Here is a 22,076-nt window from a genome sequence, read left to right as displayed (position 1 = left end):
TCTCCTGTTTTACGTGAATTAACGTTTTCTTTTAACTAAAAGCATAACACCTTCTACTCTGCATAATAGCGTCGACATTAAGTATACTAAACCACCTGCAATACAGACAATACCAAATCGTAAGATAACATGTAATGAATTCAAAAATGCGATGTCCTTTAAGAAGAACATGACGATCGCAACAGGTACGGAAGCTAAAAGAATTTTTCCTGTTTCTTTCACTAGATATCCGTAATGGAAGTGATTGATTTGTTTTGCCAGCATAACGAATACGATAGCCGTATAGAAAAAGGCAACTACTGACATGGAAAGTGCTAATCCTTGGTATCCCATAAATTTAGTGAAAATCATGTTAAAGATGATATTTAACACAATGGATAATAAGCCTGCTCTCATAATAAGATAACCTTTTTGAAGAGAATAAAATCCTTTTGCAAGAACAGCTTGCAGGGAATAGAAAAACACCGAACCTAGGTAATAATAAGATACATCCGTTGTTTTTAACGTCGAATGTGCGTCAAATGCACCGCGCTGGTAAGCAATCATTACAATGTCTTTCATATAAAAGATCATGATAACAATCGTCGGAATCAGCAGCATCAGCATAAACGTAATCCCTTTTTCAATTCCTGATTTAAAGCGCTCTTCATCTTTTTCAGAAATGGCTCTTGCAATCAGCGGATAAATAATGGTTGCGACCGTAACCCCGAATATTGCCTGGGGAATACTTACAAGTCTGAAAGCATAATTCAAGTATGAAATAACGCCCTCACCAAAGGAACCGGCAAAGAAGAAGTTGACAGTTAAATTAATTTGACCGACCATAATGGTTACACCAACAGGGATGAATACTTTATAAAAAGCCACCACTTCATCACGGTCAATTTTTTGCTTCCATAACAGCAGATGCTGCGGTTTAAAATAGACAACTTTAATTAAGAAAGAAGCAATAGTTCCTATAAAATAGCCAAGAGCAATTGCATAGCCGCCCATAATTGAATGTAATAGGATTGTACTTAAAATTGTAAATAATACAACAACTGTTTGAGAAAACACAGAGAAAGAATATTGACTTCGTGCATCAAATACACCTTCGTATACGGCATTCACTCCAACTAGTGAAAGAGATAAGAAGTACATAACGCCCGTATAAATTCCTAGTTCAATTGCTGCTTTAGAAAAATTAGAATACGAAGCGGGAAAGTAAAAGAAAGCCGCAATTGATCCGAGAACCGAAATAATGAAACAAATAAGAAAGGTTGATTTAACAATATTAGTCAAATGAACCTTTCCTTTATTTTCTTTTTCATAACGTAAATAACTAGGAATAAACGCATCCTTCATCCCCGTTAACATAAATAAAATAAAAGCATTTGGAATAATCATTGCTGCGTTGTATGAATCGACAATATAACTTGTACCGAAATAGTTAGCAATAACTAAATCACGAATCATACTAGAAAATTTCAAAAATAATGTTGATATGAGCAGTAAAATGCTCGCGAATTTTAAGTTTTTCATGCGAAACTCCTACCTTTTCAAGTTATCTCATCAACTATTAGCAATAAAGAAGCATCCGACAATTAGAAGAATACAGCCGATAACTTGTTTTGTTGTAACTTTTTCTTTAATTAAAAAGTAACCGAATGTTAATGTCCAAATATACGTAATAGACGTGAGCGGAAATACAATAGAATAAGGTAACAGCGTTAAAACATACACATTAAGCAGAGCTGCCGCCCCGTAAAAAAGGCCGCCACCCACAAAACAAATAAGCGCTAGCTTTATCTTTTTTTCATTTAAATACGTAGAAATATACTTGAAAAAGACAGCGCCAACTGAACCTAAAAGAGTCATAATAATTAAAAGTGGGATACTATTCATCTTGGCCACCTACTAAAATTACACCTACGATAATAATAAGAGTACCGACCAGCTTCATAGGGCTAATGGTTTCATTTAATAGAAAGAAACCAAGAGCGATGCTGATGACATATCCTAGGCTTAAAAATGGATGAAGCAAGGAAACTCTTTCAAATTTAAAAGCGGCAATCATAAACACCGCTCCTAATCCATAAAGGAAAAAACCAATAATTAAATTTAAGTTAAATGAAGCTTCGGACAACTTCCAAAAAAGTTGTCCAACAGCTGTAAACAGGGAAGCCACGATAATGAGTGTGATTCCTAGCTTTTTGTTATAATTGCTCTCCATCAGGAGGTCACATCCTTTTCTTTCTGATCAAATCGGATAAAAGGAAGACCAATAAAGAAGAAAGACACAAATACGCTTGCTAATAAATATCGAAAATCTTGAGCCGGCAGTGCCGCAAGAACAGAAAGCGTGTTAAGTGCCCAAGGAATGACAATAATAAGGGACGTAATTCCTCTTCGAATCACTAGCATTAATGAAAATAATAAAATGACACAGTGATAAAAAGCTGGTTTCCATAAGAATGTAAAAACAGGGTGCTTAAAAATAGCTAAGTAAGCATTGGCAGTATGTGTAATAAACGGCTCGATTACTTTATTTTTAAGACCTAAATCATTGCCGTAATAAATGTTGGTTACGTACGTATCCGTGTAGCCATCTTTAAAAGGATTGATTTGCCATACTAAAGCTGTTTGTTTGAGAAAGCCTTCCGTTGCTAGATAAGGATTTTTGATGACAATGCTAGCATAGTTCTTAAAGTAAAGGCCTAAATCATTAAAAATAAACTCGCGGTCGTAGTATTTCCACGTGAATTTAATTGGATCGCTTTTGTATGGATTATACTTTTCTTTCCACAATTCAATAGGGAGCACTTTATTAAAATATTCGCGCTCTTCTTTTGACATCTCTCCATCATTTGAAATGATGTTTGCAATTTGTTGAGTTGGAATAGACAAAGCTTCATTTGGATCTGAAGGTTTTACATCAAGCCACGTGAACACAGGGCCTGTAACAATCTTTTGTAAAATAAAGACGACTAAGAAAATCGTGACAAGAGGTTTCCAATTTTTTCTGAATAAGACAATCATTAAAAGGAAAGTCAAAACAAATACAGGAAAACCATTATGTCTAAAGAAAGCTACTCCAAATGCGGAAAGTAAAAGTAAGAAAAAGCTCGCTTTACTTTTAACCCAAGCGCCTTTTGACAGATAAATTTTTGCAATGTTAACCGTAAAAAACAGCAGAAAAGCACTGTATAAAATGTCTTTCCAAATAATAATTGAAAAGATTAAAAAGCTTGGAATAATGACAATAATAGCTGTTAAAAGTCCAATCATAACAGGATGTGCTTTGCGTTTAATGAAAAAGTCAAATGTATAGGCGTATATGCTCACTACAACAACAATTTGCGTGAACGCTACAATTCCTGGGTTATCCCATATTTTTGTCAGCAGCATAATAAGCCAAGTAATCATAATAGGGTGCCAATCGTTAAATTCTCCGTTATGTGCCTGTCTCCACTGTGCTAATGAATCAGGAGTCATGGCCGCTGGGAAAAAGGCGAACCAGTAATATAGACTAACAGTTAAAATAAGAATCGTAACAATTCCTAGATAACGCTTTGGGTGTGCAAATGTGTAGTGAAAATCGTTTATCTGTTTGATAGCGCTGAGTACAGCGGCCGTCAGCAGCATTGCCAATAAAGTACGGCTGATGGCATACAAAACGAGTGAAAAAATAGTTGAGCTCGTCATATGTAAGTTATCTAAAAGTGAAAACTGTACGATAAACGAAAAAACAATCAGCAATAGCCATTCTAGCGGTTTAAATGAAGCATAAGCTCTATTTTTATAAATAAAAATAGAGCTTATGATGGTAAATACAAGTGCAGCAAAAAGGGAAAGATAGTGAACACCGTCTGGATTACCAATACTTAAACCGATAAGAATAATTAAAGCTGTTACTGTAAGCAGTAAAATACTTTTTTTATTCTTCATCATTGTTATTCTCCTACTTGTTCAATCTGTTCAATTTTTTTATTTAGTTCTAATTCATATTGCTTGCGATTCAATGAAGCGATTGTATCTAGAATTAATCCACAGACGAAAGATAAAACACCTAACACCATCAATCCAGTTGCTAAGATAGATGAAGGTACTTTGGTAATAAAGCCTGTATCAAAAAATTCATAAAGTACCGGAGCACCAACAGCTAATCCTGCGACAATAAACAACACTGTCCAAATGGAGAAGAACTGAAGCGGCTTGTACTCTTTAAATAACGTAAAAATCATTCGTAACACTTTAAATCCATCAGAGAACGTATTAAGTTTCGATTCGCTGCCTTCAGGTCGATCGCGATAATCGATCGCGATTTCTTTTAGGCGGAATCGTTTATCTAACGCGTGAAGACTCATTTCTGTTTCAATCTCAAATCCTGGGCTCATCACAGGAATTGATTTTACAAATAATTTATCGTACGCACGATAACCTGTCATGATATCTTTAATGTTACTTTTGTACAGGCCGTTAATTAAAGAACGTACTAAGTTGTTACCAAAATTATGGAAAGCACGTTTGTTTTCTTCGAGATACGTTCCGTTTGATAAACGATCTCCAATGACCATGTTAGCTTCTCGATTTCTAATAGGCTCAATTAATTGATGAACAAATTCTGCAGGATACGTATCATCCCCATCTACCATAACATAACAATCTGCATCAATTTCTTGAAACATTGAACGTACAACGTTTCCTTTTCCTTGCTTAAATTCTTTTTTGACGATTGCGCCGTGTTCAAGTGCAATTTCACTTGTACGATCTTTTGAATTGTTGTCGTATACATAAATATCTGCACTAGGCAGTTCGCGTTTGAAATCGTCAATTACTTTTCCAATTGTTACTTCCTCGTTATAACAAGGAATTAAAACTGCGACTTTCATTTTTCCACCTCATCAAAAAAAATTGTTGGGAGTTGTTCAGCAATTACATCTACTGTGTAGCGGTTTGCTGTTTGTAACGCCTGTTGAGACATTTGCTGTTTCACATCTTCAGGAAGATTAATAAAAGCCTGTAGCTGTGAAGCTAGCTCATCTACATTTTTAGGCTCAAAGAATAGACCATTCTTTCCGTCTATAATGTAATCTTTTAGACCACCAATCTGACTCCCAATCACGGGTGCTCCGCAAGCCATAGCTTCGAGGCCGACTAAGCCCAAACTTTCTCCTTTTCTTACGGTCGGAAACACGAATGCTTCAATCGCATTATATACGTAAGCAAGAGACGACTGAGGAAGCAGAGGAAAATGGATGACTTTTCCCTCTAGGCCCAGAGTCTTGATCATTTCCTTAAATGCAGCTTCGTCTTTTCCGCTTCCAACGTATAAGTATTTGTAAGAAGTGGGCGTTTGTTGTTCAGCTTTTGCAATTGCTTGAAGGTAGTATTCCCATCCTTTACCCACATCAATGCGGCTTACACATCCAATATAACGGATAGTAGGGTCCAAGTTTAGTTCTTGATAAGCTTTGCTTTTATCTGCATAAGGATGAAACAGATCTTTATTCACTCCTCCGCTTGGAAAAATATAGATTGGATTATGAACCTTATATTTCTCTTCAACGAGCCCTTTATAGTAGGGAGAAGGAGTAATAATTTTAGTGGAATGGTGCAATAAGTCATTTACTCTAGGCTGATATTTTTCCTGTGAAGCTACTTCAGGTACAACATCTGAACCATGCACGTTTGTCACAATCTTCACATTCTTCTTTAGCTTTTTGAGAATCAGCAGCGGAAGAGCATTATGAGATGCATAATGTACGTAAAGATAGTCGTAATTTTTTGTTAAGCCCGTCACAATGACATTAGCATAATGAGAAGCATAGCTAAAAAGCTTGCTTAATTTGCTTGTCTTTTTTTGCATGACAATTTTATCAACTTGAATACCATGTTGAACTAAAATTTTTTCAGTGTTTTGAACAAATACACCATAGCTCGGGAATTGTTCAGAAGGATACATATTTGAAATCAACAAAATTTTCATGATTGTTTCACACCTATTTTTCTTTATTAGTTTATGATAATGACAACGGGTGTTCATTTAAATAGAGCTTACATGTATCATCTTACTATTAAGTTGAGCGATTTCATTGATAAACATGCAAAAATGGGTTGCATATCGTCAACATCACAATATTATAGCACACCTACTTTTTAAAATGCGAAAGTTTATCGGACACTTCTAAAACGATAGATAAAGCAGTAAAGAAGATGATTTTTACATAATCATAATCACAAGAAAAAAGCGAACGCTATTCGTTCGCTTTATGTCACTTATTTCACTTCAACGCTTACCCCAAAATGGTCAGAAACAACTGGATAATGTATGCCGTTAAAAACTACAGTCGATGATTGAATATCCTGCGCATGACTCGATAGAATGAGATCAAGGCGCAGCGCCCGTTCATTATCATCCCATCCAGCAATGTTCCCTTGAACTGTAATACCGCTATCTTTTTTGTTCGATAGAGTATACGTATCATAGAGGCCTTGGCTCAACAGGTAGTCGTAACCTTCATGTCGTCTATGAGCGTCATTATTAAAGTCTCCAAGTAAGAAAAATGGGTTATCTTTGTGTACATGAGCTAGCAGCGTATCAACTTGCTGCTTGAATGGCTCTTCTTCGTCATCCCACCAGCCAAGATGACAAGAATAAAAAGTAAGGAGTTCTTTTTCATATTCGATTGTTGCTCCAACAATTCTTCTCGTTTTCCAATAGTCAATATTTGACGTTTGTGAAACAAAAAATGAATGCTCTTCAATAATTGGGTGTTTCGTTAAAATGGCAATTCCTTCTTCATACACTTCATAGCCTATATGAGATAAATCCCATACCAATTGATAGTCTTCACCTTGCTTACCCAGTTCTTTTGCTAAAAGCCAAGCGTAATTATCGCTGCGAATGTAGTCATATACATAAGGCGCGTCTATTTTTTGGCTTACTTCCTGTAAAGCAATGACATCATATTTTTCTTTTTTAATTACTTCAGCTAGACAAGATAACTTGTCTAGCTGATTTTCCTCTTGCCAAGAGTGGCAATTTAACGTTAATAGCTTCATTATATTAAGCTCCTAACAAATCTTGAATGTCGGATTTCAAAACATCCGCTTTAGGTCCATAAATAGCTTGTACCCCTTTATCTTTCAAGATTAAACCAAGGGCTCCGTTTTGTTTCCATTCACTTTCTCCTGCAACGGCATGTATATCTTTTACCGTTACACGTAAGCGAGTCATACAAGCATCCACGTCTTCAATATTGTTTTCTCCGCCAAGCAGTCTAATAATGACTGGGGCAAGCGAATCATTTTTCACCTGCTTGCTGCTTGTTGCAGTTGTTTCTTCATCGATATAGTTTCCGTTACGTCCCGGTGTTGGGAAGTTAAAACGTTTAATTAAGAAGTTTGCCACTCCAAAATTTAAGCCAAAAAATACAAGGCAGGCGATGACAAAGTTCATTAAGTCAGCCCATAGTCCGGCTTTGATAATCATTGGTGTACGTGTTAATAGTTCAATTACGCCAAATGAGTGTACGCGAACATGAACAATATCAACAATGGCAAAAGCCAGTCCTGTCATAATGGCGTATACGACGTATAGAAGAGGCGCCGCGAACATGAACATAAATTCAATCGGCTCTGTTACGCCTGTTAAGAAAACAGCTAGTCCAGCTGAAAAGAACATTGAACGATATTTCGAACGTTTGTCAGGATCTACGTTGCGATACATTGCTAAAGCAATTCCAATTAATGACGCACAAGATAAAATCATCTGTCCTACTTTAAATCGTGCAGGTGTAACGTCATGTAAGAGCTGCTTGTAGCTGTCCATATCTCCTGCAGCACGGAAGTTATTTAAGTCTGCAATCCAAGCAAGCCACAAAGGATCTTGACCGGCAACAGTGGAACCTGCTCCAGAACCCGTTAAAATTTTGTACGTACCGCCTAGCTCCGTATAGTTCATAGGAACTGTCAGCATATGATGAAGACCAAACGGAAGAAGGAGACGCTCTAATGCTCCGAAAATAAATGGTGCCAGAATAGGAGCTGTATCTCTAGATGTTGCAATCCACTGTCCGAAGCTGTTTAGCGAACCTTGGATGAACGGCCACACAATGGATAAAAGCAGTGCCGTTACAACTGAACCACCGATGACTACAAACGGTACGAAGCGCTTGCCGTTAAAAAACGAAAGGGCTTCAGGCAATTTATCATAATTGTAATATTTGTTGAATAAATTTGCGCCTAAGAAACCAGCGATAATTCCTACGAATACTCCCATGTTAAGAGCGGGAGATCCTAAAATAGATGTGAAGTAGTCTTTTACAACTAATTCTTGTCCAAACAGTGATTGAACCGTTGCTTTTGAATCTGAGAGCATTTCTGCTTTAACTCCAAAAATGGCTCCTGTAATTCGATTAATAAGAATGAATGCAATGAGTGCAGCAAATGCACCGCCAGCACGTTCCTTTGCCCAAGATCCCCCGATGGCAACAGCGAACAAGATGTGAAGATTTGTAATGATACCCCATCCTATATCTTCCATCACTCGTGCAATTGTTTGTACAGCAGTGATGTCTCCCCCAGTCATTGCAACTAGTTTTCCAAGTGAAATCATAATACCAGCTGCGGGCATAACCGCTACTACTACTAATAAAGCCTTACCAAACTTCTGCCAAAAATCAAATGAAAAGAACTTCTTCATAGTTTTTCCCCTTCCCCTATGTATGGGTTTTCATTTTATTTTTTGATAAACTATATTTTTAAGACAGTGCAACCGTTTGCATAAACCTATTGTAATAAAAGGGCTTTCATAATGCAATACTGTAATTTCTCTTTTTTTGAAAAATTTATTCATAAATTATAAATGATGAAAAAATTTTTATGATAAAGTGAACAATATCAACGGTATTTTAACATGGTGGGATGTAATAAAAGCATTTAAGTAATGGCATAAAGATAGGTACAGAGGAGGATAATATGAGAAAAGAAGAGCTACAAGCGATTATTTTTGATTTAGACGGTGTTATTGCAGATACAATACATCTATATTATAGAGCAAATAAAAAAGTAGCAGATCAACTTAACGTTTCGTTTTCTGAAGAACTAAATCAACAGCTGCAGGGAATCAGCCGGATGAGAACTGTAGAGCTCATTGCTGCGCAAGGCAATGTACACCTGACAGTGGAACAAAAAGAAGAGTTTGCTTATGAAAAGAATAAGCATTATCAGGCTTTAATAAGAGAAATGACAGAAGATCATTTACTTCCAGGCATTAAAATGTTGTTAGAAGATTGTAAAAAACAAGGCATTAAAATGGGAATTGCTTCTTCTAGTTCGAATGCAAATACTGTAATAGATGCGCTAGGAATACGCTCTTTTTTTGATTGTATTGTGGATGTGAGGAAAATCAAGAAGGGAAAACCAGATCCAGAAATATTTTTGACAGCTGCCCATCAATTAAAAGTAAAACCCGATGCATGTGTGGCAATAGAAGATGGAGAGGCAGGTATAAAAGCTATTAATCAAACAGATATGGTTTCTATCGGCGTTGGTAAGCATCTGAGGGAAGAAGATGTGAATTTTCGCGTATATTCAACAGCTGATTTGCATGTAAAGACGATCAAAGAGGTTTTCGAAAAAGCAAGAAAAGGAACAGATTATAACAGCGCGTATACAAAAAATTAGTAAATCTTTTACATGCAAGTAGCAAAGCGCTAAAAAACATATGCTAGAATAAAATAAGAGAGCAAAGATACATAGGAAGGGGTACATCATGATTAAATGTATTGCGATCGATATGGATGGAACGCTAGTAAATAGTGAACAAGTTGTAAGTAAAGAAAATGCCCAAGCGATTAAGATAGCTCAAAAGGCAGGGGTGGAAGTTGTTGTTGCTACGGGACGTTCTTATGAAGAAGCGCGTTATGTTTTAGAAGAAGTAGGACTTCATACATATTTAATTTGTGCAAACGGAGCAGAGCTTCGCAATCCACAAGGGGAAAAACAATATTCAGTAGGCATGACGATGGAAGCTATTCGTGAAGTAGAAGATATTTTTAAGAAGTTTCAGCTGTACTTTGAAGTCTATACAAGTGAAGGTACGTATTCAAATGACTATGAAAAAGCTTTGTCCGTATTAATGGATATTTATTTAAGTGCTAGCTTAAAAGATAATTATGAAAAATCGTTAGAAGCGGCAAAAGAGCGTTTCAATAGCGGCAGAGTAAAGCTTATTGAAGAGTATGAAGCGCTGTTTCAAGATCCAAACAAGGACATTTATAAGCTGCTTGCTTTCTCTTTTGATGAAGAAAAGTTAGAACAGGCAAAAGTAGAACTTGTGAAGTTAGATTCTATTGCAGTCAGTGCATCTGGTAAAGAAAATATTGAAATAAATGATGAAAATGCTCAAAAAGGAATTGCGGTTACATCATTTGTTCAAGAACGCCATATTTCTTTAGAAGAAACGATGGCTATTGGAGACAATTATAACGACGTATCGATGTTTCAGCGAGTTGGACGTGCCGTAGCGATGGGAAATGCCCCTCAAGAAATTAAAGAGTTTGCCCATATCGTAACAGGAACAAATGACGAGCACGGCGTAGCTCAAGCTATCTTAAATGCGCTTGAAACAGTCAAACAATAAGCAAAATAGAAAAGCATGCCTTTAGGCATGCTTTTAGTTTGTTACTTTTTCTTTGTTACGACGGTATGCACCGTGATTTGTTGGTCCGACATATTGATTTAAAGCAAATGAATGGCGAATTGCTTCTGTAATAAACTCTTTTGCTGTATAAATAGCTTGTTTGACGTCACTGCCTTTTGCCAATTCAGCAGCAATCGCAGCTGAGTATGTGCATCCAGCACCATGTGTAAATGTCGTTTCAATACGTTCAGACTCTAAGATCTCAAATGTCTTTCCATCATAAAGCAAATCGATTGCTTTTTCGTGTGCTAATTTACTTCCACCTTTAATCAATACATATTTGGCACCAAGTTCAGAAATTTTCACGGCTGCTTCTTTCATTTGATCAACCGTTTTGATAGGGCCAAGTCCGCTTAATTGACTAGCTTCAAATAAGTTAGGCGTTACGACTGTTGCTTTTGGAACTAGTACATCACGCAAGCTGACAGTTGTTTCCGGATGAAGCGCTTCGTCTTCTCCTTTACATACCATCACAGGATCTACTACAACATTTTTTAAATCGTATTCTTCAATTGTTTTTGCCGCTAGTTCAATAATTTCCACTGAGCCAAGCATACCCGTTTTTAGAGCTTGTACGCCTACGCCTTTTACAATTGTTTTCAGCTGCTGTTCAACAGTGGAAGCTTGTTGTGGAAATACGTTATGAGACCAGCTGTTATCGGGATCCATTGTTACAATTGTTGTTAAAGCTGTCATTCCGTAAACACCAAGTTCTTGGAATGTTTTTAAATCCGCTTGAATGCCAGCTCCGCCGCTGCTATCAGAACCAGCAATGGTTAATGCTTTATTCATTGTCATAAAAAATCCTCCCGTATTTTAAGTTCATAGAGAAAATAGAGTAAAACTTCCACCGGTCGGTCTTTAGCTGCCCAATGTGTTTTAGATAACTTTCTTCCATTCACTTTTCCTTCTATTTTATCGCTTTTAATGTAGATATTCAATTTCTAAAAACTGTATGAATCCTACGTGGAATTTAGAATTATGACGACTGCCTGTAAAGCATGCGTCAAATGAAAAGTAAAGATACACAAAACTTTAAATAGTCGTGGTTTTTACAGTTAATTGCTGTTCATTCAAAATAAAAACGCCCTTAACAGAAGGTTAAGGACGTTTTTTATTATTTATTAGATAGAAGCTAATTCTTTTTCAAGAGCTACGTCTACTGATACATAATCGTAACCTAAATCATGTGCAACTGCTTCATACGTAATAGCTCCGTTTGCAACGTTCACTCCTAATTTTAACGCTTCGTTTTGAGCGATTGCTTTGTGAACACCTTTAGAAGCAATTTGAAGTGCGTAAGGTACCGTTACATTTGTTAAAGCAATCGTTGATGTGCGTGGAACTGCTCCTGGCATGTTCGCAACTGCATAGTGTACAACACCGTGCTTTTCATAAGTAGGCTGATCGTGTGTTGTAATGTGGTCAATTGTTTCAACGATACCACCTTGGTCGATTGCTACGTCAACAATAACAGAACCTGGCTTCATGGTTTTCACCATTTCTTCTGTTACGAGTTTTGGAGCTTTTGCACCTGGGATTAATACTGCACCAATCACTAAATCTGACTCTGCTACTGCATCCGCAATGTTATAAGGATTTGACACTAGCGTATTGATTTGGTTGCCAAAGATATCGTCTAATTGACGTAGGCGTTCAGGACTTAAATCAATAATCGTTACATCAGCACCGAGGCCGATTGCGATTTTTGCAGCATTTGTACCAACACCGCCGCCTCCAATAATCGTTACTTTTCCGCGGCTAACTCCAGGAACACCCGCTAATAAAATTCCTTTTCCGCCGTTTGATTTTTGAAGGAATTGTGCACCAATTTGAGCAGCCATACGTCCTGCTACTTCGCTCATAGGTGTTAATAGAGGCAATGTACGATTGACTGCCACTGTTTCATAAGCAATAGCCGTTACACCGCTATCTTTTAATGCTTTTGCCAGTGCTGGTTCAGCTGCTAAGTGAAGGTAAGTGAATAAGATAAGACCTGGTCTAAAATAGCCGTATTCACTTGCTAATGGTTCTTTTACTTTCATGACCATTTCAGCTTGTGCCCACACGTCAGCTGCTGTCTCAACAATTTCAGCTCCGGCTTTTACATAATCTTCGTTTGTGAAGTTACTTCCAATACCCGCTTCATTTTCAATTAATACACGATGACCTGTACCAACAAATGATGCTACGCCTGCTGGTGTAATCGCTACTCGGTTTTCGTTGTTTTTGATTTCTTTTGGTACGCCAATAATCATGATTAATTTCCCCCTTGGTCGTTTGTATATCTTTAGTATAAAGAAAGTTTTGTGAAATTTCTTTGTCTAGAAAGAAGAATTGAAGAAGCGGTTTTTGTTTAAACACACAAATGTAACCGCTTACTTATCAGAATTTTTAATTTTTATGTCAGGTTATCTAACATTGTTAAGGGAAGAAAACATAAAAAAAGAGCTATTTATTTATCGTAAAATAAATAAATAGCTTTCTGTTAAAAAATATAACATTATCTGTTATTTTTTATATTTCATTAACTTAATATCAATATAAAGAGTCATTTTTTGATTAACATCCTTTAAGTTGATATCACCAATCTCTGAAATTCGCTTTAATCGATAGCTAAGTGTATTCATATGCACATTTAATTCTTTGGCTGCTTCATTAATATTGTTATCATTATTTAAAAATACTTCAAGAGTCTCCACCAAGTTACTGTTATGACGAAGGTCATAATCAGTTAGCTTCTTTAAAGAATGGTTTTCAAATTGATCTTGAACGCGCTTGTCTAAAATAACATCTAGAAATTGATAAATACCTAATTCTTGATAGTTAATAATCTCTTTTGTTTCTTCTGGAAACTTACTTTTCATATCTAATACGTTCAAAGCTTCTTTATAGCTTTTTTCGATATGATCGTGCGATGAATAAATACTGCTGCAGCTGGCTTTAATTTGAGTAACATCAAAGCGTTCATGCATGTTTCCTCTAAAATAGTCTACAAAATCTCGCTGTTCATCAAGAGGATTTTCAACCGCATCCAAAGAAAGCAGTAAGATTAAATCATTGCAATCAATCGTATAAAGAACGATTTTTAAGCGGTGCATTGTTTTCAACATATACGAAATTTGGCGTTCAGCTTCAGGCGTAATATCTTCTTGGAAGCGGAAGATAGCAATGGAAAACGCTGATGGAGCCGTAATTTGAGCTTCATAAAACGCTTCTGAAATTTCTTGACGAGACTTAATGTGGCCAGTTAATAATTTCCAGAAAAATTCCTGTGAGCGCTCTTCTCGTTTGTATTTTCGAATTTGAAGCTGCAGCAATTTGTTTTTTAATACATTCGCAGCTTTTTTTAATAGCTCCACCTCTTCATCGCCTAAGGCTTTCTCAATTTCCACAGCCCAAATGAATCCTAGAACTTCTTCATTTTTCCAGATAGAAATGGCTATACGATCTCCAAGCCCGATTTCATTTATATTTTTCACACGCACAGGTTCATTTGTCTCAAGCAGTTTCGGAATAATGCCTTCTTTCCATAAGTTGTTAATGACTTTTTCCGGAACTCTTCTTCCAATAATCGTAGCAATACGCGCTTGGTCCGTTCTTTCATCATGGGTGCTGTAAGCTAGTAAGCGATGATTAGCATCTTCAATCGTAATAGGGCAGTTCAATACCTCGCTAATGCGATCAGCAAATTCTTCAAGCGTATCAAAATTTTCTTTGAACGGATCTTTGATTGGTTTTGTCATATATAAAATCCCTCTTCGTAAAACAAAATAAGTACTAGTGCAGCTTTTTTAGCTGCAGTAAATATAGTAAAACGGTAACAACCGTGTTGATCATCAATTCATTGAAATGATTAACTGCTTAATATTTTAACAAAAGTAATTGTTTAAGAAAATGTTAAAATGCGTCTAAAGGTAGTTAAGAATGTACGGATGATTAGTAACTGCGTTCATTTCACTTATTTTATCGAAATTTTCTTCAAAATAATCAATGTTCGGTGAGCATGATTCTTTTCAAATGTGTATAATAAAACGTATGATTATGGTTATATCAAACTTGAATCTGTAACTTTCTTTATGATATGTTCAGTTACGATTAGGTTGACCAATTCATATTACACATGAAGGGAAGAATTTAACATGGCAAAACAACAAATCGGTGTTATCGGTTTAGCGGTTATGGGGAAAAACTTGGCGCTAAACATTGAGAGCAGAGGCTATTCTGTTTCAGTTTATAACCGCTCTCCTGAAAAGACAGAAGAGTTCCTAAAAACAGAAGCAGAAGGTAAAAATTTTGCAGGTACATACAGTGTGGAAGAGTTTATTAATTCTCTTGAAAAACCGCGTAAAATTTTATTAATGGTTAAAGCTGGTGCTGCTACAGATGCAACAATTGATTCGTTAAAACCATACTTAGAAAAAGGCGACATTTTAATCGATGGCGGAAATACATTCTTCCAGGATACAATTCGTCGTAACAAAGAGCTAGAAGAATTAGGTATCCATTTCATCGGTACAGGCGTATCCGGCGGAGAAGAAGGCGCATTAAAAGGACCTTCAATCATGCCTGGCGGACAAAAAGAAGCATATGAACTTGTAAAACCAATCTTAACAGCTATTTCAGCGAAAGTTGAAGGCGATGATTGCTGCACATACATTGGACCAAATGGTGCAGGTCACTACGTAAAAATGGTTCATAACGGCATCGAGTATGGCGATATGCAGTTAATTTGTGAAGCATACTTCATCATGAAAAACGTATTAGGCTTAGAAACAGATGAATTACATAAAGTATTTGCTGAATGGAATAAAGGCGAGCTAGATAGCTACTTAATTGAAATCACAGCTGATATCTTTACGAAAAAAGATGAAGAAACAGGTAAAGCACTTGTAGACGTTATTTTAGATACTGCAGGTCAAAAAGGTACAGGTAAATGGACAAGCCAAAGTGCGCTTGATTTAGGTGTACCACTACCAATCATTACGGAATCTGTATTTGCACGCTTTATTTCAGCTATGAAAGAAGAACGTGTAAAAGCAAGCAAAGTATTGAGCGGTCCAAATGCAGCTGCATTTGAAGGCGATAAAACCGAATTAGTAGAAGCAATTCGTAAAGCATTGTACATGAGTAAAATTTGTTCATATGCGCAAGGGTTTGCTCAAATGAAAGCAGCTTCTGAAGAATATGACTGGAATTTACAGTACGGTGATATTGCAATGATCTTCCGCGGTGGTTGTATCATCCGTGCACAATTCTTACAAAAAATTAAAGAAGCTTACGATCGCGATGCAGATCTAACAAACTTATTGTTAGACCCATACTTCAAGGATATCGTAGAAGGCTATCAGTCGGCTCTTCGTGAAGTTATTTCAATTGCGGTTAAACAAGGTATTCCTGTACCAAGTTTCTCAAGTGCATTAGCTTACTATGACAGCTACCGTACAGAAACGCTACCAGCGAACCTTTTACAAGCGCAACGTGACTACTTCGGAGCTCACACATATCAACGTGTTGATAAAGAGGGCGTATTCCATACTGAGTGGTTAAAATAAAAAACAAGAAAAGCAGCTGTATACTACAGCTGCTTTTTTTGTTTACTCTTTAGGTGAGAAGTTGTCTTCTCCGACTGGCCACCAGTGGAAACCGTCTTCAGCAAGCAATGCGTCTGATTCTTTTGGTCCCATTGAACCTGATTCGTAGTTCGGGAAGTTTTGTGCTTTTGTGCTTTCCCATGCTTCTGAGATAGTATCAACAAATTTCCAAGAAAGGGCTACTTCATCCCAGTGAGTAAAGTTCGTTGCATCTCCAAGCATGCAATCATAAATAAGGCGTTCATAAGCTTCCGGTGTATTCATTTTATCTCCACAGTTATTGCAATAGTTCAAGTTAATCGGTGTGGATGATGTGGCACCTGGCGTTTTACGCGCGTTCAAGTGAAGCGTAATGCCTTCTTCCGGTTGGATATGAATGACAAGCAAGTTTGGATGAATTTCTTTATCTTTATTGAAGTACAGGTTCATTGGTAAGTCTTTGAACTGTACAACAATTGTCGTTGCTTTTTCTTTCATGCGTTTACCTGTACGGATATAAATCGGTACGCCAGCCCATCTGAAGTTATCAATCATAAGCTTACCAGATACAAATGTAGCGGTATTAGACTCAGGATCAACCGAGTTTCCTTCGCGATAGCCGATAACTTCTTCTCCTTCAAGTACACCTTTGCCGTATTGACCTCGTACAAAATAATCATCTACTTCATCCACTGATAAAGAGCGAAGAGCACGCAATACTTTTACTTTTTCACTGCGAATTTCTTCCGGTGTTAATTTAATCGGCGGTTCCATTGCAAGTAGGGCCACCATTTGAAGCATATGGTTTTGTACCATATCTCGAAGGGCACCTGAAGATTCATAGTAACGGCCACGGTCTTCTACACCAAGCGTCTCACTAGACGTAATTTGGATGTTTGAAATGTATTGGTTGTTCCACATCGGTTCAAATAGAGCATTTGCAAAACGGATAACTTCGATATTTTGCACCATTTCTTTACCGAGATAGTGGTCGATACGATAAATTTGATCTTCCTTAAATGCATGGCGAATTTGTTCATTTAATTCTTTAGCAGAAGGATAATCATGGCCAAACGGCTTTTCAATGACTAGGCGGCTCCAGCCTTCTGTTTGTGTTAAACCTTCATTTTTTAAATTCGAAGCAATCGTTCCGAAAAATTCAGGTGCCATTGCTAGATAGAAAATACGATTTCCAGGCACGTTGTATTGCTCATCAAGGCTTTCTGTTAGGCTTTTTAATTCTTGATAAGAAGCGACATCTGTTACGTCAAACGGTTGGTAATAAAAATGTGAAGCAAACTTTTCAATGTCAGCGTCACTGTTTTTGAAACTGCTCACTGATTTTTTTACATTTTCGCGTAATTCGTCATTAGTCCAAGGTCTTCTTGCGACACCAACAACAGCGAAATCTTCCGATAGTTTGTTCGCTTTATATAAGCGGAAAATAGAGGGGAATAACTTACGTTTTGCTAAATCACCTGTAGCGCCAAAAATTACGATAATGGATTTTGGTTGTACATTTGTCATTACTTCTAGGACCTCACTTTGTCGTAGTTACGTTCAATTTTTTTCCGCTTTAACAGACAACACTTAAATGAAATCTGGGGATTCATTGCCCGTTAAACTCGGCCTTTATAAACAAACGAATGATTGCTTGTTTACCTTTTCCTTTATGTATAGAACTACTAATAAATTGTAACGATTTTAAAGGGTTAACGCAAATAGATTAAAACAATTTGTAGTTATTATTCCATGTTTTTAACAAGTTTAAAAGTATTTTGTTTCGAATACGGAGAAAAAGCTACCGTTATTTTAACAGTAGCTTTTCTCATTTATTTATATTGATACAGGGAACCGATAGATTTTTTTGTTGAAAATGGCAGCTCAGGGCTATCGGCAATGATAAAAATAGGACAGTGCATTAAAAGTGGATGTTTTTCGAAAAAGGAAGCATCAGCGTGATAGATAGACGATAGAATAACAGGGAGTTGTTCTAAAAAGTGAAGGTAGCGTGTAATGGTTTCATCTGTTGATGTATGCGCACCGATGTAATAATACACAGTAAGGGAATAAAAACCTTTATCGAAGACGAAGGATGCTAAATATTCGTTCCGCTCTTTTTGCATATGATCGTAGGCAAATTCAATGCCGATTTGAATGGAAGGAACAGAAGTGTGTTGACCTGGGAAAACGGTGTATTTTCTTGGTATCATTGGTTCAACGGGTGTAACACCCAGGCTGTAGGTTACGTCTATTTGGTGGGGATTGCTGATGATCATATGGAATCCCTCCTTTAATATAAAAATACACTCTTTATAAGTGTATACAAAGTTTCATTGAACATGACAATATTAAAATATGCCCAGGCTCTCAGCGTATTTAAAGCAGGCAACGTTTGAGCAGGCGGCAGAGTTTACGATAAAATAACAAAAAAGATTATTATGAGGTGATAAGCAATGAGTATTTTAAAAAATGACTGGGCTCCTTTATTAGAAGAAGAATTTCAAAAAGACTATTACATACAGCTTCGAGAATTTTTAGTGGATGAATATAATCACCACACCATTTATCCTGATAAATATGATATTTTTAACGCTTTACACTACACGGATTATAAAAATGTAAAAGTTGTCATATTGGGACAAGATCCTTATCATGGACCAAATCAAGCGCATGGACTGAGCTTCTCTGTTCAACCAGGAGTCAAAACACCGCCTTCTTTAGTGAATATTTACAAACAGCTGAAAAATGAAATGGACTATCACATTCCGAATAACGGTTATTTAGTCAAATGGGCAGAACAAGGTGTTCTTTTGCTTAACACTGTTTTGACGGTTAGAAGAGGGGAAGCGAATTCTCACAAAGGAAAAGGATGGGAACAGCTGACGGACCGCATTATTGAATTAGTGGCACAAAAAGAGGAGCCGGTCGTGTTTTTGCTGTGGGGCAAACATGCACAAGCTAAAAAAGAGCTCATTCATCATTCACACCATTTAATTTTGGAAAGCCCGCATCCTAGCCCATTTTCAGCTAATCGAGGCTTTTTTGGCAATAATCATTTTCAACGAGCAAATGAGTTTTTGCTCCAACACGGACGTCAATCCATCGATTGGCAAATTGATGATGTGTAAAAGTGAGCATTTCATGAAGATTAGCTTCAGACATAGCCTCCTATTTCATCTTTTGATAAAATAGCTGTATAAAGTCATATTGAATGTAAGATGAGGTGTCTACATGGATATAAAAATGGCGCAGCTCCTTGATAAAATTAGTGCAGAAGTACAAAAAGCGAAGCACCATTCGAATAGTGGGAACGTTCGAGATCAATTGGTTGCTATCAAAGCACTGTGTGAGCTTGCATTAGATCAAAATGAAGAGGTTTCAGCATCGAAACCTGTCTCGGTTTCAAAACCTGTTGTCATGTCTTCACCGGAAATTATGCAATCGCCTGAGATTATGCAGCAACAGATTATTCAGTCATCCAAACCTAATTTTGAAGGAACGAAATTGAAATCAGATGATGCAAACGGCGATAGTTTGTTTGATTTCTAAAGTGAGGAGAAAAAAATGAAACTATTTTTAATAATCGGTGCAATCAATGCGATGTTAGCGGTTGCTCTTGGTGCTTTTGGAGCACACGGGTTAGAAGGGAAAATCTCAGAGAAGTATTTAGAGGTATGGAAAACAGGAGTGCAGTACCAGATGTTCCATGCAATAGGACTATTTGTCATTGCGTTTCTATTAAGCAAATTTCCTCAGTCTTCTTTGTTAACAGCTTCGGGCTGGATTATGTTTGCAGGGATTGTGCTGTTTTCAGGCAGTCTCTATGTATTAAGTACTTCCGGTATTAAAGTTCTTGGCGCGATTACTCCGCTAGGTGGAGTTGCATTTATTGTGGCTTGGATTTTAATTGTTGTTGCAGCTGTAAAATGGCTATAAAAAAACCCCTGAAAAGGGGTTTTTTTAACGCGGAGAATAATTGCTCAACTGCTGTCCTCCACCGCTAAACGGATAATTATATTTGATTGGACCCTCAAAAGTAATGTAATCGAGATAAACCATAAGCAGTAAATAGCGGGTGCCAGTTTGCGGATCACTTAAAATGATATGATCGCGTCCGGCTGCTTCAATTTCTCCTCTAAAGACCTTCGCGTTCCACTGCGTATTATTTTCAAACGTCATATATACAGTCGCTATTTTTCCTCGATTCAAACGTAAAATATTTTCAATATATGATTCTTCAATGGGCAGTTGATTTGGGTCTTGCGGGGCACCACTGCCTCCAGAAGAGGTAGGGGGCGGACCTCCTTGACTTTGCCCTTGAACCTGCTGGCCGCCTGGCTGGGGCTGCTGCGGCTGAGGCATATAATAAGGGTAGTTTGGACTCATATACGGATTTTGCATATATTGCTGTTGCGGTTGATTAGACTTTGGTTTTTTCATAGGAACCTCCTTCAAACAAAAAGAAATTAGTAAACTCCTGGACAATCAGCTTGAGTTGGTGCAAAGAAACAGTGAGATTTAAATCGTCCTGTGTTATTTTGGTTATACCATTGAGCAGGACAGTCGCCGCTGGGCTTGAAAAACCACAGTGAGTTTTCCGCGGGGTTAAAACGTTCCCCTCTTAATACACGTCGTGCAAGTGTAATTTCAGACTGGCGGGCACGCTGATAAAAGTAGCCTTTTTGAGTTGCTTCAAATCCGCCTGGGTTTTGAAATACCATCTGACGAATGGTTCTTATATTTCTAAAATCCAAACAGGGAGCTTTAGCGCGGTTCACGCCTACATTTCCTACCAGTAACATCCCTTGTTTTCCTTCACTTTCAGCTTCAGCTCGAATGAGTCTGGCTAGGAGCTTAACATCTTCTTCGTTGTGTGCAACGACTGCCATTATCCCACCTCGCTTACTTGTGACACTGTTGTATATATATGGTCCTGTAGATGCGAATATGCCATGGGTAGAAAATAAAAAAACCTGTTTCCAAGTGGAAACAGGTTTTTTATATACTAAATTTTATAAAAGAGATGAACGCTTTTGCAGCTTAGTTTAAACGTGTAAAAAGCGTGCAATAGCTTCTTCTTTTAATAAATTTCCGACAAAGAAGCTGCCAAATTCCCCGTAGCGAGCACTTACTTCGTCAAAACGCATTTCGTATACTAATTTTTTAAATTGAAGAACGTCATCTGCAAAAAGAGTAACGCCCCACTCATAATCATCAAACCCAACAGAACCCGTAATGATTTGCTTTACTTTTCCAGCGTATTGACGTCCAATCATTCCGTGGCTGCGCATTAAGCTGCGTCGTTCTTCCATAGGAAGCATGTACCAATTGTCATTTCCTTGACGACGTTTATCCATTGGATAAAAGCAAACGTGACTAGCTTTTGGTAAAGTTGGATATAGTCTAGCTTGGATTTGAGGATTTTCATAAGGATCCTCCCCAGCAGGTAAGTAGTTGCTTAATTCAACTACTGATACATATGAATAAGTAGGAATGGTAAACTCAGCAAGCTTTGTTTTGTTAAATTCTGTTTCAATTTCATTTAGTTCTTCCATAGTAGGACGAACAAGCATTAGCATAAAATCTGCTTTTTGGCCGACAATGGTATATAAAGCATGACTGCCTTGCTTTTCAGCTTCAGTTCCTTTCCATTTCTCAATCAAACCTAAAAATTCATGGATGGCCGCTTGGCGATCGTCGCTTGATAACTGCTTCCAAGCGCCCCAATCGATTGAACGGAAATCATGAAGTGCATACCAACCGTCTAATGTTTGTGCTGCTTCTGCCATTTCGTTTCACTCCTATTGTCCGAT

The 22,076-nt window shown here is 37.3% G+C and carries 22 protein-coding genes; 6 read left to right on the top strand and 16 right to left on the bottom strand.

What is annotated here, in order from left to right; translation table 11 throughout:
* Window positions 1–18: 18 nt before the first annotated feature.
* The 8 genes from murJ to WKH56_RS25745 form a co-directional block, all read right to left on the bottom strand.
* Window positions 19–1,521 (bottom strand): murein biosynthesis integral membrane protein MurJ, encoded by a 1,503-nt coding sequence (murJ, locus tag WKH56_RS25780; protein ID WP_013059875.1) that lies wholly within the window; start codon window positions 1,519–1,521, stop codon window positions 19–21.
* Between the two features lie 30 nt (window positions 1,522–1,551).
* A complete protein-coding gene (locus WKH56_RS25775) occupies window positions 1,552–1,884 on the bottom strand; it encodes an EamA family transporter (RefSeq protein WP_014457712.1) in 333 nt (110 codons plus the stop codon).
* Window positions 1,877–2,212: an EamA family transporter gene (locus WKH56_RS25770; RefSeq protein WP_013059873.1), complete on the bottom strand. Its 336-nt coding sequence runs from the start codon at window positions 2,210–2,212 to the stop codon at window positions 1,877–1,879. Before WKH56_RS25770 ends, WKH56_RS25775 begins: the two co-directional genes overlap by 8 nt.
* Window positions 2,212–3,927 (bottom strand): DUF6020 family protein, encoded by a 1,716-nt coding sequence (locus WKH56_RS25765; protein ID WP_230683517.1) that lies wholly within the window; start codon window positions 3,925–3,927, stop codon window positions 2,212–2,214. The genes WKH56_RS25770 and WKH56_RS25765 overlap by 1 nt, the downstream gene beginning before the upstream one ends.
* A gap of 5 nt (window positions 3,928–3,932) precedes the next feature.
* Complete coding sequence (locus WKH56_RS25760; protein ID WP_013059871.1) at window positions 3,933–4,871, bottom strand: glycosyltransferase family 2 protein; 939 nt, start codon at window positions 4,869–4,871, stop codon at window positions 3,933–3,935.
* Window positions 4,868–5,968 (bottom strand): glycosyltransferase family 4 protein, encoded by a 1,101-nt coding sequence (locus WKH56_RS25755; RefSeq protein WP_028411949.1) that lies wholly within the window; start codon window positions 5,966–5,968, stop codon window positions 4,868–4,870. The genes WKH56_RS25760 and WKH56_RS25755 overlap by 4 nt, the downstream gene beginning before the upstream one ends.
* A 290-nt stretch (window positions 5,969–6,258) precedes the next feature.
* Complete coding sequence (locus tag WKH56_RS25750; RefSeq protein ID WP_028411950.1) at window positions 6,259–7,044, bottom strand: endonuclease/exonuclease/phosphatase family protein; 786 nt, start codon at window positions 7,042–7,044, stop codon at window positions 6,259–6,261.
* A gap of 4 nt (window positions 7,045–7,048) precedes the next feature.
* Window positions 7,049–8,686 carry a PTS transporter subunit IIBC gene (locus tag WKH56_RS25745; RefSeq protein ID WP_048021688.1) on the bottom strand — a complete coding sequence of 546 codons (1,638 nt, stop codon included), beginning with the start codon at window positions 8,684–8,686 and terminating at the stop codon, window positions 7,049–7,051.
* 275 nt (window positions 8,687–8,961) lie between these two features.
* Between WKH56_RS25745 and pgmB the strand changes: the two genes are divergently transcribed.
* Both pgmB and WKH56_RS25735 read left to right on the top strand, forming a co-directional pair.
* Complete coding sequence (gene pgmB, locus WKH56_RS25740; RefSeq protein WP_063248439.1) at window positions 8,962–9,669, top strand: beta-phosphoglucomutase; 708 nt, start codon at window positions 8,962–8,964, stop codon at window positions 9,667–9,669.
* A gap of 88 nt (window positions 9,670–9,757) precedes the next feature.
* Window positions 9,758–10,627 (top strand): Cof-type HAD-IIB family hydrolase, encoded by an 870-nt coding sequence (locus WKH56_RS25735; protein WP_063248438.1) that lies wholly within the window; start codon window positions 9,758–9,760, stop codon window positions 10,625–10,627.
* A 33-nt stretch (window positions 10,628–10,660) separates the two neighbouring features.
* On the opposite strand, the gene pdxK is transcribed toward WKH56_RS25735, so the two are convergent.
* The 3 genes from pdxK to WKH56_RS25720 form a co-directional block, all read right to left on the bottom strand.
* On the bottom strand, window positions 10,661–11,485 hold the full coding sequence (pdxK, locus tag WKH56_RS25730; protein ID WP_047749570.1) for a pyridoxine/pyridoxal/pyridoxamine kinase: 825 nt from the start codon (window positions 11,483–11,485) through the stop codon (window positions 10,661–10,663).
* Between the two features lie 326 nt (window positions 11,486–11,811).
* Window positions 11,812–12,945 (bottom strand): alanine dehydrogenase, encoded by a 1,134-nt coding sequence (ald, locus tag WKH56_RS25725; protein WP_013059863.1) that lies wholly within the window; start codon window positions 12,943–12,945, stop codon window positions 11,812–11,814.
* Window positions 12,946–13,197: 252 nt separating this feature from the next.
* Complete coding sequence (locus WKH56_RS25720) at window positions 13,198–14,433, bottom strand: PucR family transcriptional regulator (protein WP_028411954.1); 1,236 nt, start codon at window positions 14,431–14,433, stop codon at window positions 13,198–13,200.
* A gap of 396 nt (window positions 14,434–14,829) precedes the next feature.
* Between WKH56_RS25720 and gndA the strand changes: the two genes are divergently transcribed.
* The gene (gene gndA / locus WKH56_RS25715; protein ID WP_310884137.1) at window positions 14,830–16,242 is read left to right on the top strand and encodes an NADP-dependent phosphogluconate dehydrogenase; all 1,413 of its coding nucleotides are present in this window, start codon (window positions 14,830–14,832) and stop codon (window positions 16,240–16,242) included.
* Window positions 16,243–16,284: 42 nt separating this feature from the next.
* Here gndA and zwf read toward each other — a convergent pair whose 3' ends face one another.
* Complete coding sequence (gene zwf, locus WKH56_RS25710; protein ID WP_013085508.1) at window positions 16,285–17,787, bottom strand: glucose-6-phosphate dehydrogenase; 1,503 nt, start codon at window positions 17,785–17,787, stop codon at window positions 16,285–16,287.
* A 305-nt stretch (window positions 17,788–18,092) separates the two neighbouring features.
* Entirely contained in the window at window positions 18,093–18,539 is a 447-nt protein-coding gene (locus tag WKH56_RS25705) for a staygreen family protein (protein WP_013085507.1), read from the bottom strand.
* Window positions 18,540–18,716: 177 nt separating this feature from the next.
* Between WKH56_RS25705 and WKH56_RS25700 the strand changes: the two genes are divergently transcribed.
* The 3 genes from WKH56_RS25700 (at window position 18,717) to WKH56_RS25690 (ending at window position 20,199) form a co-directional block, all read left to right on the top strand.
* A complete protein-coding gene (locus WKH56_RS25700; RefSeq protein ID WP_342836942.1) occupies window positions 18,717–19,391 on the top strand; it encodes a uracil-DNA glycosylase in 675 nt (224 codons plus the stop codon).
* Between the two features lie 115 nt (window positions 19,392–19,506).
* Complete coding sequence (locus WKH56_RS25695; protein WP_231503786.1) at window positions 19,507–19,812, top strand: YwdI family protein; 306 nt, start codon at window positions 19,507–19,509, stop codon at window positions 19,810–19,812.
* Between the two features lie 15 nt (window positions 19,813–19,827).
* Window positions 19,828–20,199: a DUF423 domain-containing protein gene (locus tag WKH56_RS25690; RefSeq protein WP_034264472.1), complete on the top strand. Its 372-nt coding sequence runs from the start codon at window positions 19,828–19,830 to the stop codon at window positions 20,197–20,199.
* A 24-nt stretch (window positions 20,200–20,223) separates the two neighbouring features.
* Here the strand turns inward: WKH56_RS25690 and gerQ are convergent, their stop codons facing one another.
* The 3 genes from gerQ to hemQ all read right to left on the bottom strand — a co-directional run bounded on the left by gerQ (window position 20,224) and on the right by hemQ (window position 22,052).
* Window positions 20,224–20,703 carry a spore coat protein GerQ gene (gerQ, locus tag WKH56_RS25685; RefSeq protein ID WP_013059855.1) on the bottom strand — a complete coding sequence of 160 codons (480 nt, stop codon included), beginning with the start codon at window positions 20,701–20,703 and terminating at the stop codon, window positions 20,224–20,226.
* 26 nt (window positions 20,704–20,729) lie between these two features.
* Entirely contained in the window at window positions 20,730–21,152 is a 423-nt protein-coding gene (locus WKH56_RS25680; RefSeq protein WP_016765947.1) for a cell wall hydrolase, read from the bottom strand.
* Between the two features lie 156 nt (window positions 21,153–21,308).
* Window positions 21,309–22,052: a hydrogen peroxide-dependent heme synthase gene (hemQ, locus tag WKH56_RS25675; RefSeq protein WP_013059854.1), complete on the bottom strand. Its 744-nt coding sequence runs from the start codon at window positions 22,050–22,052 to the stop codon at window positions 21,309–21,311.
* Window positions 22,053–22,076 lie beyond the last annotated feature (24 nt).

This window comes from Priestia sp. SB1 (assembly GCF_038898415.1).
This window is presented reverse-complemented; position numbering and strand designations above follow the sequence as displayed.

Bases quoted from the DNA above. Each gene is read 5' to 3' on its own strand.
- murJ (WP_013059875.1), bottom strand. From the start codon at position 1,521: ATGAAAAACTTAAAATTCGCGAGCATTTTACTGCTCATATCAACATTA.
- WKH56_RS25775 (WP_014457712.1), bottom strand. From the start codon at position 1,884: ATGAATAGTATCCCACTTTTAATTATTATGACTCTTTTAGGTTCAGTT.
- WKH56_RS25770 (WP_013059873.1), bottom strand. From the start codon at position 2,212: ATGGAGAGCAATTATAACAAAAAGCTAGGAATCACACTCATTATCGTG.
- WKH56_RS25765 (WP_230683517.1), bottom strand. From the start codon at position 3,927: ATGAAGAATAAAAAAAGTATTTTACTGCTTACAGTAACAGCTTTAATT.
- WKH56_RS25760 (WP_013059871.1), bottom strand. From the start codon at position 4,871: ATGAAAGTCGCAGTTTTAATTCCTTGTTATAACGAGGAAGTAACAATT.
- WKH56_RS25755 (WP_028411949.1), bottom strand. From the start codon at position 5,968: ATGAAAATTTTGTTGATTTCAAATATGTATCCTTCTGAACAATTCCCG.
- WKH56_RS25750 (WP_028411950.1), bottom strand. From the start codon at position 7,044: ATGAAGCTATTAACGTTAAATTGCCACTCTTGGCAAGAGGAAAATCAG.
- WKH56_RS25745 (WP_048021688.1), bottom strand. From the start codon at position 8,686: ATGAAGAAGTTCTTTTCATTTGATTTTTGGCAGAAGTTTGGTAAGGCT.
- pgmB (WP_063248439.1), top strand. From the start codon at position 8,962: ATGAGAAAAGAAGAGCTACAAGCGATTATTTTTGATTTAGACGGTGTT.
- WKH56_RS25735 (WP_063248438.1), top strand. From the start codon at position 9,758: ATGATTAAATGTATTGCGATCGATATGGATGGAACGCTAGTAAATAGT.
- pdxK (WP_047749570.1), bottom strand. From the start codon at position 11,485: ATGACAATGAATAAAGCATTAACCATTGCTGGTTCTGATAGCAGCGGC.
- ald (WP_013059863.1), bottom strand. From the start codon at position 12,945: ATGATTATTGGCGTACCAAAAGAAATCAAAAACAACGAAAACCGAGTA.
- WKH56_RS25720 (WP_028411954.1), bottom strand. From the start codon at position 14,433: ATGACAAAACCAATCAAAGATCCGTTCAAAGAAAATTTTGATACGCTT.
- gndA (WP_310884137.1), top strand. From the start codon at position 14,830: ATGGCAAAACAACAAATCGGTGTTATCGGTTTAGCGGTTATGGGGAAA.
- zwf (WP_013085508.1), bottom strand. From the start codon at position 17,787: ATGACAAATGTACAACCAAAATCCATTATCGTAATTTTTGGCGCTACA.
- WKH56_RS25705 (WP_013085507.1), bottom strand. From the start codon at position 18,539: ATGATCATCAGCAATCCCCACCAAATAGACGTAACCTACAGCCTGGGT.
- WKH56_RS25700 (WP_342836942.1), top strand. From the start codon at position 18,717: ATGAGTATTTTAAAAAATGACTGGGCTCCTTTATTAGAAGAAGAATTT.
- WKH56_RS25695 (WP_231503786.1), top strand. From the start codon at position 19,507: ATGGCGCAGCTCCTTGATAAAATTAGTGCAGAAGTACAAAAAGCGAAG.
- WKH56_RS25690 (WP_034264472.1), top strand. From the start codon at position 19,828: ATGAAACTATTTTTAATAATCGGTGCAATCAATGCGATGTTAGCGGTT.
- gerQ (WP_013059855.1), bottom strand. From the start codon at position 20,703: ATGAAAAAACCAAAGTCTAATCAACCGCAACAGCAATATATGCAAAAT.
- WKH56_RS25680 (WP_016765947.1), bottom strand. From the start codon at position 21,152: ATGGCAGTCGTTGCACACAACGAAGAAGATGTTAAGCTCCTAGCCAGA.
- hemQ (WP_013059854.1), bottom strand. From the start codon at position 22,052: ATGGCAGAAGCAGCACAAACATTAGACGGTTGGTATGCACTTCATGAT.